Below are 12,807 nucleotides of genomic sequence, written 5' to 3'. Positions count from 1 at the left end.
TCGACTTATCCAATTGGCAAGGGTTCATAACTTTATCGATGAACTTCCGCTTCGCTAGAACCAATATCCTCATTCAACTTCAGAACAACGTCTGCTCGATGAATTGGCATAACTAACGCTTCGCTCGAAAATAATTGAAGCGAAGCGTTAGTTGCACTCGAGTCTGCACGAAACAGTTATTTCGAATTAATGGCTACAGGCTTGGTGAGGACGGTTGCATGTTGATGATCACGGGCGGCGCAGGCTACATAGGTTCCCATACGACGCTGGAGCTGCTCCGTGCGGGCCACGAAGTGGTGATACTGGACAACCTGGTCAACAGCCGGGTGGAGGCCGTGCAGCGCCTTACTACGCTCGCCGGGCGGGCGCCTGTCTTCGTGCGCGGGGACGTCCGGGATCGCGCCCTCCTGGATCGGCTGTTTCAGGAGCTGCCGATCACCGGGGTCCTGCATTTCGCCGGACTCAAGGCGGTCGGCGAGAGCGTGCAGCACCCCCTGCGCTATTTCGACAACAACGTCGGCGGCACCCTGGTGCTCTGCCAGGCCATGGCCGCCGCCGGGGTGCACCAGCTGGTCTTCAGCTCTTCTGCCACCGTCTACGGTCACTGCATTCCACCCATCAGCGAAAGCTGCCCGACTGCCGAGCCGACCAACCCCTATGGCCAGTCGAAACTCATGGCCGAGCAGGTGCTGCGCGGGCTGGCCGGGGCCGATCCGCGCTGGTCCATCGCCGTGCTGCGCTACTTCAATCCCATCGGCGCCCATCCCTCCGGACTGATCGGCGAAGACCCCCAGGGCACGCCCAACAACCTGGTGCCCTATCTGCTGCAGGTGGCCAATGGTCGCCGGCCATGGCTGGATGTCTACGGCGACAACTACCCGACGCCCGATGGCACCGGCGTGCGCGACTACATCCATGTCCAGGACCTGGCCCGCGGTCATCTGGCGGCGCTCAACGCCCTGGCCGAGCGCCCCGGGGTTTCGACTTGGAACCTGGGCACCGGACGCGGACATTCGGTCAAGGAGGTGGTGGCGACCCTGGAACAGCAACTGGGCCGCGACATCCCCTGTCACTTCGCCCCGCGACGCGCGGGGGACGTGGCCCAGTGCTGGGCCGATCCGGAAAAGGCTTGGCAGGAACTGGGTTGGCGCGCCGAACGCAGCCTCGCCACTATGCTGGAAGATGCCTGGCGCTGGCAGTCGCTCAATCCCCATGGCTATCGCCAGACGGCCAAGGCGGCTATCGCCGTGGAAGAAGTTCTCGAAAAAGAACAACGTGCGAGCGAACCCGCCACGCGTTCCGCTTGAACCTGGAAATTATTATGGCCGATAAATAAGGCTTCGCTTAAACCAAACGAAGCCTTATTTTTTCAGTTATTGCCTTGGCACTGCCTTGAAGCAGTTTTTAAACGAAGCGACAACTATGGGTACGTCTTTATTACCGCTTCGTTATAACCAACAACGCCTGCAGTTATTGGCAGAACGAGTGAAGATCAGACCCTTGCGGGCCTGATCCCTGGGGCTAGCGGACGCCTTGCGCCTCGAGGATCTGCAGGAAGGCATCCTCGTCCAGCACCTTGACCCCCAGTTCGTTCGCCTTGGTCAGCTTGGAACCCGCCCCTGGTCCTGCGACCACCACGGCGGTCTTGGCCGACACCGACCCCGACACCTTGGCACCCAGGGCTTCCAGGCGCTCCTTGGCCTCGTCGCGACTCATGGCCTCCAGGGTTCCGGTGAGCACCCAGGTCTGGCCGGCGAACGGCAAACCCTGCACCGCCTGCCGGGTACTTTCCCAATGCATGCCGAAGGCCTTGAGCTGCGCCTCGATGGCCAGCGCCTGGGCGACGTGGTCCGCCTCGGCGAAGTACTCGCGCAGCCCCTGCTTGGCTCGCTCGTTGAGGCCGGACAGGGTCTTGAAGGTCAGCCAGTCCTGCGAGCCTTCGATCAGGGCCGCCAGGCTGGGAAAGGCCGCGGCCAGGGTCTTGGCCCCGGTCTTGCCCAGGTAGGGAATGTGCAACTGGTCGAGGAAATCGGCAAAGGCCGCGTAGCCGGAAAATTCGGCATGCACCTCCCCCTCGTCGGCCAGCTCGATGCCGTTGGCCAGCAGCGCCTCCAGCACGTCGCGGTTGTGCGCGGACTGGAAGAAGTTGTGAATCTCGAAGGCCACCTCGGGCCCGATGTCCGGCAGATAGACCAGCACCTCCGGCAGGGCCTCGCGGATGCGCTGCAGACTGCCCAGGGCGCGTGCCAGGCGCTTGGCGGTCTCCTCTCCCACCTCGGGGATGCCCAGGGCGAAGATGAAGCGCGCCAGCGCTGGCCGGCGGCTGGCCTCGATGGCGGCCAGCAGGTTGCGACTGGACACCTCGGCGAAGCCTTCCAGTTCGACCACCTGCTCGTAGGTCAGGGGATAGAGATCCGCCGGCGACTTCACCAGCGCGCGATCCACCAGTTGCTCGACGATACGATCGCCCAGGCCGTCGATGTCCATCGCCCGCCGCGAGGCGAAATGGATGATCGCCTGCTTGAGTTGCGCCTGGCAGGCCAGCCGGCCGACGCAGCGATAGACCGCGCCCTCGCTCACCGACTCCTTGCCCTTGCCGCGCTTGATCAGCTGGGTACGCTCCACGGCCGACCCGCACACCGGGCAATGGGTGGGGATCTCCACCGGGCGCGCATTCGCCGGCCGCCGTTCCGGCACCACCTGCATGATCTGCGGAATGACGTCCCCGGCGCGACGCACGATGACGCTGTCGCCGATCATCACGCCCAGCCGGGCGATCTCGTCCATGTTGTGCAGGGTGGCATTGGTCACGGTGACGCCGGCCACCTGTACCGGCTTGAGGCGGGCTACCGGGGTGATGGCACCGGTGCGCCCCACCTGGAATTCGACGTTGAGCAATTCGGTCAGCTCTTCGCGCGCCGGAAACTTGTGCGCCAGGGCCCAGCGCGGCTCGCGGGCGCGGAAACCCAGCTCGCCCTGCCAGTCCAGGCGGTTGACCTTGTAGACCACGCCGTCGATTTCGTAGGCCAGGGTATCGCGGCGCTGGCCGATGTCCTGGTAGTAGGCGCGGCAGCCTTCCGCGCCCTGTACCTTGCGCAACTCGCGACTGATGGGAATGCCCCAGTCACGCAGCCGCTGCAGGATGTCGTACTGGGTCTCCGGCAGTGTCCCGCCCTCGACCCGCCCGAAACCGTAGCAGCAGAACTCCAGCGGCCGCTGGGCGGTGATCCGCGAATCCAGCTGACGCAGGCTGCCAGCTGCGGCGTTGCGCGGATTGGCGAAGGTCTTGCCGCCGCTCTCCATGGCCCGGGCATTGAGCGCCTCGAAGCCGGCGCGGGACATGAACACTTCGCCGCGCACCTCCAGCACCGTCGGCCAGCCCTCGCCCTGCAGGCGCAGCGGGATGTTGCGGATGGTGCGCACATTGGCGGTGATGTCCTCCCCGGTGGTGCCGTCGCCGCGGGTGGCGCCGCGGGTCAGCACCCCTGCCTCGTACAGCAGGCTGACCGCCAGGCCATCGAGCTTGGGCTCGCAGGTGTACTCGACGCCGGAATCCGGCCCGGCGAAGTCGGTCTCGCCGAACTCCTCGCGCAGGCGTTTGCCGACGCTGCGGTCGAAGTCCTGCAGATTCTCGTCGGCGAAGGCATTGCCCAGGCTGAGCATGGGCACCTCGTGGCGGATGGTGCCAAAGGCGGCCAGGGCCGAGCCGCTGACCCTCTGGGTGGGCGAGTCGGGCGTCACCAGTTCGGGATGGTCGGCCTCCAGCGTCTTGAGTTCGCCGAACAGCCGGTCGTACTCGGCATCGGGCACGCTCGGCTCGTCCAGCACATAGTAGCGGTAGTTGTGGGCGTCGATCTCGCTGCGCAGGGCGGCGATGCGGGTGACAGCATCTTGGGCGTCGGTCATGGCGGTCTCTCACTGTCGCCACCCCAGGGGGTGGCCCTGACGGCACCAGCGGCGCCGCGGCAAAACTTACAAACAAAAAGAGCAGCCGAGGCTGCTCTTGGTTCGCTCCGGCGCGATTAACGCTTGAGCATCAGGCTCTTGCGTTCGAAGTCGACGATGCGCTGGCGGTAGTGTTCGATGGTCTGGGCGGTCATCACGCTGCGCTGCTCGTCCTTCAGCTCGCCATTGAGCTCCGAGGACAGCTTGCGCGCCGCGGCGACCATGAGGTCGAAGGCCTGCTTGGGATGACGCGGACCGGGCAGACCCAGGAAGAAGCTCACCGCCGGGGTGTGGAAGTCGTCGATGGCATCCAGGTCGAAGGTGCCCGGACGCACGGCGTTGGCCATGGAGAACAGCACCTCGCCATTACCCGACATGCTCTCGTGGCGATGGAAGATGTCCATGTCACCGAATCGCAGCCCGCTTTCGAGGATGTTCTGCAGCAGTGCCGGACCGGAGAAGCCCTTTTCGTCGCGGGAGATGACATTGATCACCAGCACCTCGTCCACCGGCGCCATGGCGGCCTGACTGCTGCCGCTGCCGACGGGCTCGCTGACCGGCTCGCGCTCGGGCGCCTTGCTGCTCAGCGGCTTTTCCTTGCGCGGCTTGTCGCGACCCCGGGTCGCCACCTCGTCGGAATCGACCGCCAGGCCCGCCAGACCTTCATCGCCCGCGGACAGATCGAAGCTGTCGGCACTGGGTTCTTCACGCCGTTCTTCGCGACGCTTGCGTTGGGTGGAGCGTGGCGGTGTCGGCTCGCCCGGATCGTCCAGCGACGGCTCCTTGGGCTCTACCACCCGCGTCGGACCGACGATTTCCGGATCCTCGTCCTCGTGGTCCGGATGATTGCTCAGCGACTGGTCAAGCTTGAACTTGAGCTTGCCCTTGCCGCTCATGCGACGCCAACCATCGAACAGAATACCGGCGATGACGATGACGCCGATGATGATCAGCCACTCGCGCAGACCCATATCCATGAAAAAGACATACCCCTGTGAAAATAATGGACCGACAGCCGTCGGGAAACTTTGGAAAGTCGACGCTTGCGAGGTCTTTCCAAAACCTCCGAAACCTACGCCAAGTCAGTGTTCTTCTTAGCTTTTTCCACTTACCGCTAGCGCGGCCATAAGCTAGCACGACTGCTGCCAACTTTACACCGCCAAGCCACGAGGCTGTGGGGTACTAGGCATCGACCATGGCCACCGCCTCTTCCACATCCACCGCCACCAGCCGCGAACAGCCCGGTTCGTGCATGGTCACACCCAGCAACTGATCGGCCATCTCCATGGCGATCTTGTTGTGCGTGATGTAAATGAATTGCACCTTCTCCGACATGCTCTTGACCAGGCGGGCATAACGGCCGACGTTGGCATCATCGAGAGGAGCATCCACTTCATCGAGCATGCAGAACGGCGCCGGATTCAACTGGAAGATGGCAAATACCAGCGCCAGTGCCGTCAGGGCCTTTTCGCCACCCGACAGCAAATGGATGGTGCTGTTCTTCTTGCCCGGCGGGCGCGCCATGATCGCAACCCCGGTATCGAGTAAATCTTCTCCAGTAAGTTCCAGGTAGGCGCTGCCGCCACCGAAAACTTTTGGGAACAGCGCCTGCAGGCCGTGATTGATCTGGTCGAAGGTGTCCTTGAAGCGATTGCGGGTTTCCCGATCGATCTTGCGGATGACGCTTTCCAGCGTCTCCAGCGCCTCCACCAGATCGGCGTTCTGGGCATCCAGATAGGTCTTGCGCTCGGCCTGCTGCTGATATTCGTCGATGGCCGCCAGGTTGATCGGTCCTAGTCGCGCGATCCGCGCCGCGACCGCTTCCAGCTGCTCTTCCCAGGCGGCCTCGCTGGCCTCGGCGGGCAGGGTCGCGATCACCGTCGGCAGGTCGTAGCCATCGGCCGCCAGCTGCTCGGCGAAGCCGCTGCGCCGCGTCGCCAGCCCCTGCCATTCCAGGCGATGCTGCTCCAACTGACCGCGCAGCAGGGTCCCCTGCTGCTCCGCCTGCAGACGCCGCCGCTCAAAATCGCGCAATTCCCGATCGGCGTCTTCCAGGGCCAGGCGCGCCGTGCGCATCTCCTCGTCCACCTGCAGGCGCCGCTCCAGCAACTCCTCCAGACGCAGCCGCACCTCGTCGAGGGGCTCGCCGCCCTCTTCCAGGTTGAGCGAGAGCTGCTCGCAGCGCTCGCCGAGGCGCGCGGTCTGCAATTCCAGTCGTTCCAGGGCCTGGAGGGTCGACTGGCGCTGGGCTCTCAGGGTGGTCAGCCGCACCGTCAGCTGATGGAGTTGTTCCTGGGCCTGGCGCTGACGCTGCCGCGCCGAATCCACCGCCTGGCGATGCCGGTCGCGCTGCTCCTGCAGCTGCGCGCGCTGCTCGGTATCCACCGCCATGGCATCGAGAGCGTCCTGCAGCCGCAACCGGCATTCGCCCAACTCTTCCTGCTCACGCGCCACCTGCTGCTCGACATCCCTGAGCTCCGCCTCCAGCTGCCGGCGACGAATGCTCAACTGCTCGGCCCGCGCCTGCTGCGCGGACAGCTGGGCGCGGGATTCGGCCAGGCGCAGCTGCTCCTGCTGCTGGCGCCGCCGCGCCTCTTCGCGTTCGCTTTCCAACCGCTGCTGGGCAGCGCGACGCTCCTCCAGTCGCTCTTCCTGCATGGCGAGCGCCTCGCCGAGTTCCAGGCGGCGTGCCTGCAATTCCTCCAGTTCACGCCCACGCGCCAGCACACTGCCCTCGGCCGCCTGGGCGCGGCGCACGCGCAAGAAGTGCCGGGAGAGCCAGTAGCCTTCCGGGGTGATGAGACTCTGGCCCGGTGCGAGGGCCGCCCGGCGCGCCAGGGCCTCGTCGTAGCTGTGGGCGATCAGCACCTGACCCAGCCAGGGTGACAGGTCGCGCGGGGCCTGCACCTGCTCGAGCAGGCTGCCCGCGGCGACCGGCACCGCGCCGGGCAGTGCCAGATTCAGGGCGCCACTGGCGAAGCTGTCGAGACGCAGGGCCTCCAGATCATCCAGACAAACCGCCTGCAGGTCGCTGCCGAGGACGGTTTCCACCGCCAGCTCCCAGCCGGGAGTGACCTGGACCTCGTCCGCCAGCTGCGGCGCCGCGGCGAGCCCCTCGGCTTCGAGCCACTGAGCCGCGCCGGTATCGGGGGCCAGCGCCGCCTGCTGCAAGGCCTCCAGCGAGGCGATGCGGCCTTCCAGCCGCTGCAATTCGCCCTGACGCTGACTCTGCTCATTGGCCAGTCCCAGCAATTCTTCCCGCAGTCGCTGCAAGCCCTCGGCGACCTGCAATTCCTGCTCGGCCAGGCCTTCCAGCAGCAATTCGTCTTCGGCGATCTGCTCTTCCAGCATGACCAGCCGCTCGGAGGGACCATCCTCGCCCAGCAGGGTGCGCTCGTCGCGCAGCCGGCGCTGCCGCTCCATGCCGCGCTCCAGGCTCTGCTCCAGGGAGCGAATGCGCGCCTGCTGCACATCGGCCTCCCGCTGCGGCTCGACGCTCGCGGCGCTGAGCGCTTCCCAGCGTTGCTGCCAGTCCGCCAGCGCCAGTTCCGCCTCTTCCAGCGCGGCGCTGCCCTCCTCGCCCAGCTCCCGAGCCGCCTCTTCTTCCGGTTCGAGCATCGCCAGCTCTTCTTCGAAGGTGGCGAGCAGCACCCGGTCGTGCTCCAGGTGGGACTCGGCTTCGCTGCGGGCCTGTTCGGCTTCGCGCAGATCGTCCTGCAACTGGCGCTGACGCTGCTGACCATGCTGGATGGTCTGCTCCAGGCGGGCGATGTCACCCCCCAGGGAGTAGAAGCGCCCCTGCACCAGATTGAAGGCTTCGCTCAGCTCATGATGACCGTCGCGCAGCCGCTCGATGCCGGCGTCCGCCTGGCGCTGCTCGGCGGTCAGGGCTTCGAGAGCGGTCTCCTGGTCGCGGATCACCTTTTCGCGCTGCTCGACACGGCCATCCAGCTCGCGCCAGCGCACCGCCTGCAATTGCGCCTTGAGCTGCCGCTCTTCCTGCTTGAACGCCTGGAAGCGTTCGGCCGATTGCGCCTGGCGGTGCAGCCGTTCCAGCTGGCGCTCCAGCTCTTCGCGCAGGTCGGTCAGGCGGGCGAGATTCTCCTGGGTGCGGCGGATGCGATTCTCGGTCTCGCGCCGCCGCTCCTTGTACTTGGAGATGCCGGCGGCTTCCTCGATGTAGTGCCGCAGGTCCTCGGGCCGCGCCTCGATCAGCTTGGAGATCATTCCCTGCTCGATGATCGAATAGCTGCGCGGCCCCAGGCCGGTGCCGAGGAAGATGTCGGTGATGTCGCGCCGGCGGCACTTGGTGCCGTTGAGGAAATAGGTGTTCTGACCTTCGCGGGTCACCCGCCGGCGGATGGAGATTTCCGCGTAGCTGGCGTATTCGCCCACCAAGGTATGGTCGGAGTTGTCGAAGATCAGTTCGATGGAGGCCTGGGACACCGGCTTGCGGCTGTTGGAGCCGTTGAAGATGACGTCGGTCATCGACTCGCCGCGCAGATTCTTGGCCGAGCTCTCGCCCATCACCCAGCGCACGGCGTCGATGATGTTCGACTTGCCGCAACCGTTGGGGCCGACCACCGCTGCCATGTTGCTCGGGAAATTCACCGTCGTCGGATCGACGAAGGATTTGAATCCCGCCAGCTTGATCGACCTCAACCGCATATCAGGAGCCCTTGTTCACCGCGCCGTGCCCAACCGCAGGCGAAAGGGCGAAAGTCTACCATTGGCGGCCCGCCTGCCGTTGCCGCGCATGAGCTTATTTCCAGGCGTTCTGCACGCTACCGGGCCGACAGGCTATAGTCCTGCACCCCCCAATCGCAGGATGCCCCCATGAAGATCCTTCGCTTCACCCTGCTCGCCGCCGCCCTGGCGGCCAGCGCCAAGGTCCTGGCCGCGCCGCCGCTGCTCAACGTCTCCTACGACGTCATGCGCGACTTCTACAAGGACTACAACCCGGCCTTCCAGGCGCACTGGAAAGCCGAGCACGGCGACACCCCAGTGATCCAGATGTCCCATGGCGGCTCCAGCAAGCAGGCGCGTGCGGTCATCGATGGCCTGCAGGCCGACGTCATCACCATGAACCAGGCTACCGACATCCAGGCCCTGGCCGATCGCGGCCTGGTGCCCAAGGACTGGGAAACCCGCCTGCCCGATCGCAGCGCGCCCTTCACCTCGGCCACGGTGCTCATCGTCCGCCAGGGCAACCCCAAGGGCATCCATGACTGGTCCGATCTGCTCAAGGACGGCGTCCAGGTGATCGTGCCCAATCCCAAGACCTCCGGGAACGGTCGCTACACCTACCTCTCCGCCTGGACCTATGCGCTGCGCCAACCGGGCGGGGACGAGCAGAAGGCCCGCACCTTCGTCGCCGACCTGTTCAAGCACGTGCCCATCCTGGACACCGGCGGTCGCGCCGCCACCACCACCTTCATGAAGAACCAGCAGGGCGATGTCCTGGTGACCTTCGAGAACGAAGCCGAGATGATCGCCCGGGAATTCGGTCGCGGCGGCTTCGAGGTGGTCTATCCGAGCATCTCGGTGCAGGCCGAACCGCCGGTGAGCGTGGTCGACAGCGTCGTCGACAAGAAGGGCACCCGCGCCGAGGCCGAGGAATACCTCAAGTATCTCTGGTCCGACCAGGGCCAGAAGATCGCCGCGGACAACTTCCTGCGCCCGCGCAACGCCCAGATCCTGGCGCAGTACGCCGATCGCTTTCCCAAGCTGGAACTGATCGATGCGCAGAAGGAATTCGGCCCTTGGAGCGGTATCCAGAAGACCCACTTCGCCGATGGCGGGGTCTTCGACCAGATCTATACGCCCCAGTGACAGGCTCGCGCCCGGCCAGGTGCCGGGCGTCCGGCGGGCATGAATGACGCGCACACAAAAACACCGCCCGGAGGCAGTGTCTTTGTTTATTTGGAGCGGGAAACGAGACTCGAACTCGCGACCCCGACCTTGGCAAGGTCGTGCTCTACCAACTGAGCTATTCCCGCAATGTGGCGTCCCCTAGGGGACTCGAACCCCTGTTACCGCCGTGAAAGGGCGGTGTCCTAGGCCACTAGACGAAGGGGACGAAACCTCTTTCCGCAAGGCCTTTCACCTTGCATCCCACTGTCATGAAACCGTGAGATTGTGTTTGGAGCGGGAAACGAGACTCGAACTCGCGACCCCGACCTTGGCAAGGTCGTGCTCTACCAACTGAGCTATTCCCGCAATATGGCGTCCCCTAGGGGACTCGAACCCCTGTTACCGCCGTGAAAGGGCGGTGTCCTAGGCCACTAGACGAAGGGGACGAAACCTCTTTCCGCAAGGCCTTTCACCTTGCATCCGCCTGCCCTGAGGCAACCGGACTGTATTTGGAGCGGGAAACGAGACTCGAACTCGCGACCCCGACCTTGGCAAGGTCGTGCTCTACCAACTGAGCTATTCCCGCAATTTTTGGCGTCCCCTAGGGGACTCGAACCCCTGTTACCGCCGTGAAAGGGCGGTGTCCTAGGCCACTAGACGAAGGGGACCAGGTAGAATCCCTGAGGACTCCGGCCTACCACTCGGCTGACGCTTGCCGCCGTTGGGAGTGCGCGCATTCTAGGGAGCCTTACCCTGGGCGTCAATAGCTGATTAAATACTTTTCAAATCAACGACTTCGCTCGTACGACAAACGGCGGGCAAGCACCATGGAGAAGGTCATGTCCTCAACGATGATTGCAGCGGTAGTGGGGCTTGGCATCCTCCTGTTGATCATGATCGCCTTCGTCAACCAGAAGCTCGAAGCGGGACGCCTGGAAAAACAGCGCCTGGTCGCCGACCTCACCGACCGCATCAAGCGCTGTGCCCAACTGGGCGGCAGCCTGCCCGGGCAGCTGATGACCCCGCCGCTAAAGCAGCTGTTCCATCGCATCGAACTGGGGCTGATCGCGCGCCTCGCCGCCCTGCAGGCCCCTTCCGCCAGTCTCACCGCGCGCAAGACCGAACTGGAAGAAGTCCTGGCCAAGGGCGATGACATCGAAGTCGCCAACGCGGCCCGGCCGGTGCATACCGAGGCGCGGGTCAAGGAAGTCCGCGGCTACATGGAGATGCTCCATGCACTCGTCGCCCATGCCAACCAGATCGGCATTCTCGACGGCCAGGAGGCGCAGCGCTGGGTCGGCGAGATGCGCTATCTGCTCACGGCGACCTATGTGGAGTTCTTCCGCTACCAGGCCGAACAGCAGATCAAGAGCGAGCACTACATCCAGGCGCGTCAGTCCTACGAGCGGGCGATCATGCAAATTCGCAAGCAGCAGCAACCCGAGCGCTATACCGAGTTGCTAGCCCATCTGGAGGAGCAGATCGCCCAGGTGAAACGCCAGCAGAGCGAACTGGCCGAGCAGGCCAGCAGCAGCGCCAACGAGCTGTCGGACAGCGTGGATACGCTCAAGGACGACAGCTGGCGCAAGAAGAACGACTACGAGTGAGGGCTTCCCTGCCCTCCCCGTCGATCAGCAATCGGTCGCGGCCAGAAAGGCCTCTACCAGGGCTTCGATACCGGCCTGATCCGCGGCGCTGAAGCGCGCCGGATGCGGACTGTCCAGATCCAGCACGCCGATCAGGCGACCGCCCTGGACCAGCGGCACCACCAGTTCGCTGCGCGACGCGGCGTCACAGGCGATATGCCCGGGAAAGGCATGGACGTCCTCGACGCGCTGGGTGCGCCGCTCGCGGGCTGCCGCGCCGCACACGCCCTTGCTGAAGGGAATGCGCATGCAGGCCACCTTGCCCTGGAAGGGGCCGAGCAGCAGCTGGTCCTCGCCCTCGACGAAATAGAAGCCAGCCCAGTTCAGGTCCGGTACTTCCTGATAGATGAAGGCCGACAGCTGGGCGGCATTGGCCACCAGATTGCGCTCGCCGGCCAGCAGGGCTTCGACCTGGGCGGCCAGCATGGCATAGCCCTCGAGTCCGGCCCCTACGCCCGTCAGTTCTACGGTCATGCTTTCTCCAAGAGTTTGAGCCCGACCCACTGCCGGGCGAATTGATAGGCGCAGCGACCGTTGCGGTTGCCGCGACCGGACGCCCAGCGGATGGCCTCGCGATCCGCTTCTTCCGACCACTCCAGCTGCAGTCCGGACTTGCCGGCCAGGGCCGCGCACCAGTGGCGCATCACGGCCAGATAGTGATCCTGGGTAAAGGGATAGAAGGACAGCCAGAGGCCGAAACGATCCGACAGGGCGATCTTGTCTTCGGCCGCTTCGCTGGGGTGCAGTTCGCCGTCGACGTGCTCCCAGTTGGCATTGTCGCTCTGCCGCTCGGCCACCAGGTGGCGGCGGTTGGAGGTGGCATAGAGCACCACGTTGTCCGGCGCCTGCTCCAGGGAACCGTCCAGCACGCTCTTGAGCACCCGGTAGTCGTCGCTGCCGGAATCGAAGGAGAGGTCATCGCAGAACACCACGAAGCGCTGCGGCTGACCGGCGAGTTGCTCAACGGCGCGCGGCAGATCGGCGAGATCGTCGCGTTCGATTTCGATCAGCCGCAGACCCTCGCCGGCATATTCCGCCAGCAGCGCCCGGATCAGCGACGACTTGCCGGTGCCCCGGGCGCCCCACAGCAGCGTGTGGTTGGCCGGCAGTCCGGCCACGAACTGACGGGTGTTGCGGGCGAGTTGATCGCGTTGGCGATCGATACCCAGCAGGTCGGCCAGGCGTAGTTCCAGATTGACCTCGAGCGGCTGCAGATAGCCGCCATGGCCTTCCCGCCGCCAGCGCGCCGCATAGCAGTGCTGCCAGTCCAGCGGTTCGCGACGATGGGGCAACAGGGGTTCGAGGCGCTCCAGCACCTGCCGGGCGTGGAGCAGAAAGTCTTCTAGGGAGGCATTCACGGGGA

8 protein-coding genes and 6 tRNA genes are annotated in these 12,807 nt (G+C 64.9%); 3 read left to right on the top strand and 11 right to left on the bottom strand.

The genetic code is table 11. The features are described from left to right. The first annotated feature begins 218 nt into the window (after nt 1–218). Complete coding sequence (gene galE, locus PSK12I2_RS0106350) at nt 219–1,307, top strand: UDP-glucose 4-epimerase GalE (protein WP_007162240.1); 1,089 nt, start codon at nt 219–221, stop codon at nt 1,305–1,307. A 214-nt stretch (nt 1,308–1,521) separates the two neighbouring features. On the opposite strand, the gene ligA is transcribed toward galE, so the two are convergent. The 3 genes from ligA to smc all read right to left on the bottom strand — a co-directional run bounded on the left by ligA (nt 1,522) and on the right by smc (nt 8,613). Continuing rightward, nucleotides 1,522–3,906 carry an NAD-dependent DNA ligase LigA gene (ligA, locus tag PSK12I2_RS0106345; RefSeq protein ID WP_027597714.1) on the bottom strand — a complete coding sequence of 795 codons (2,385 nt, stop codon included), beginning with the start codon at nt 3,904–3,906 and terminating at the stop codon, nt 1,522–1,524. Nucleotides 3,907–4,022: 116 nt separating this feature from the next. Continuing rightward, nucleotides 4,023–4,922 carry a cell division protein ZipA gene (gene zipA, locus PSK12I2_RS0106340; protein ID WP_007162238.1) on the bottom strand — a complete coding sequence of 300 codons (900 nt, stop codon included), beginning with the start codon at nt 4,920–4,922 and terminating at the stop codon, nt 4,023–4,025. Nucleotides 4,923–5,127: 205 nt separating this feature from the next. Beyond that, nucleotides 5,128–8,613: a chromosome segregation protein SMC gene (gene smc, locus PSK12I2_RS0106335; protein WP_027597713.1), complete on the bottom strand. Its 3,486-nt coding sequence runs from the start codon at nt 8,611–8,613 to the stop codon at nt 5,128–5,130. A 168-nt stretch (nt 8,614–8,781) separates the two neighbouring features. Here smc and PSK12I2_RS0106330 point away from each other — a divergent pair, with 168 nt between their 5' ends. Then, the gene (locus tag PSK12I2_RS0106330) at nt 8,782–9,777 is read left to right on the top strand and encodes a sulfate ABC transporter substrate-binding protein (RefSeq protein ID WP_027597712.1); all 996 of its coding nucleotides are present in this window, start codon (nt 8,782–8,784) and stop codon (nt 9,775–9,777) included. A 91-nt stretch (nt 9,778–9,868) separates the two neighbouring features. On the opposite strand, the gene PSK12I2_RS0106325 is transcribed toward PSK12I2_RS0106330, so the two are convergent. The 6 genes from PSK12I2_RS0106325 to PSK12I2_RS0106300 all read right to left on the bottom strand — a co-directional run bounded on the left by PSK12I2_RS0106325 (nt 9,869) and on the right by PSK12I2_RS0106300 (nt 10,466). Continuing rightward, nucleotides 9,869–9,944: transfer RNA gene (locus tag PSK12I2_RS0106325), tRNA-Gly, on the bottom strand. A 4-nt stretch (nt 9,945–9,948) separates the two neighbouring features. After that, nucleotides 9,949–10,024, bottom strand: a tRNA-Glu gene (locus PSK12I2_RS0106320). Between the two features lie 64 nt (nt 10,025–10,088). Beyond that, a tRNA-Gly gene (locus tag PSK12I2_RS0106315) sits at nt 10,089–10,164 on the bottom strand. Nucleotides 10,165–10,168: 4 nt separating this feature from the next. Continuing rightward, nucleotides 10,169–10,244, bottom strand: a tRNA-Glu gene (locus PSK12I2_RS0106310). Between the two features lie 64 nt (nt 10,245–10,308). Beyond that, nucleotides 10,309–10,384 (bottom strand) — tRNA-Gly (locus PSK12I2_RS0106305). A 6-nt stretch (nt 10,385–10,390) separates the two neighbouring features. Then, nucleotides 10,391–10,466 (bottom strand) — tRNA-Glu (locus PSK12I2_RS0106300). A gap of 171 nt (nt 10,467–10,637) precedes the next feature. Between PSK12I2_RS0106300 and PSK12I2_RS0106295 the strand changes: the two genes are divergently transcribed. Beyond that, a complete protein-coding gene (locus PSK12I2_RS0106295; protein WP_244898830.1) occupies nt 10,638–11,405 on the top strand; it encodes a hypothetical protein in 768 nt (255 codons plus the stop codon). A 24-nt stretch (nt 11,406–11,429) separates the two neighbouring features. Here the strand turns inward: PSK12I2_RS0106295 and PSK12I2_RS0106290 are convergent, their stop codons facing one another. Further along, on the bottom strand, nt 11,430–11,918 hold the full coding sequence (locus PSK12I2_RS0106290; protein WP_027597710.1) for a GAF domain-containing protein: 489 nt from the start codon (nt 11,916–11,918) through the stop codon (nt 11,430–11,432). After that, nucleotides 11,915–12,802 (bottom strand): ATP-binding protein, encoded by an 888-nt coding sequence (locus PSK12I2_RS0106285; RefSeq protein WP_027597709.1) that lies wholly within the window; start codon nt 12,800–12,802, stop codon nt 11,915–11,917. The genes PSK12I2_RS0106290 and PSK12I2_RS0106285 overlap by 4 nt, the downstream gene beginning before the upstream one ends. Between the last annotated feature and the right edge of the window lie 5 nt (nt 12,803–12,807).

Origin of the sequence: Pseudomonas sp. MOIL14HWK12:I2 (assembly GCF_000510745.1) — a bacterium.
GTDB classification, from domain to species: Bacteria; Pseudomonadota; Gammaproteobacteria; order Pseudomonadales; family Pseudomonadaceae; genus Chryseomonas; species Chryseomonas oryzihabitans.
The sequence above is the reverse complement of the archived record's forward strand: the minus strand, read 5'-3'. Positions and strand labels throughout refer to the sequence as shown.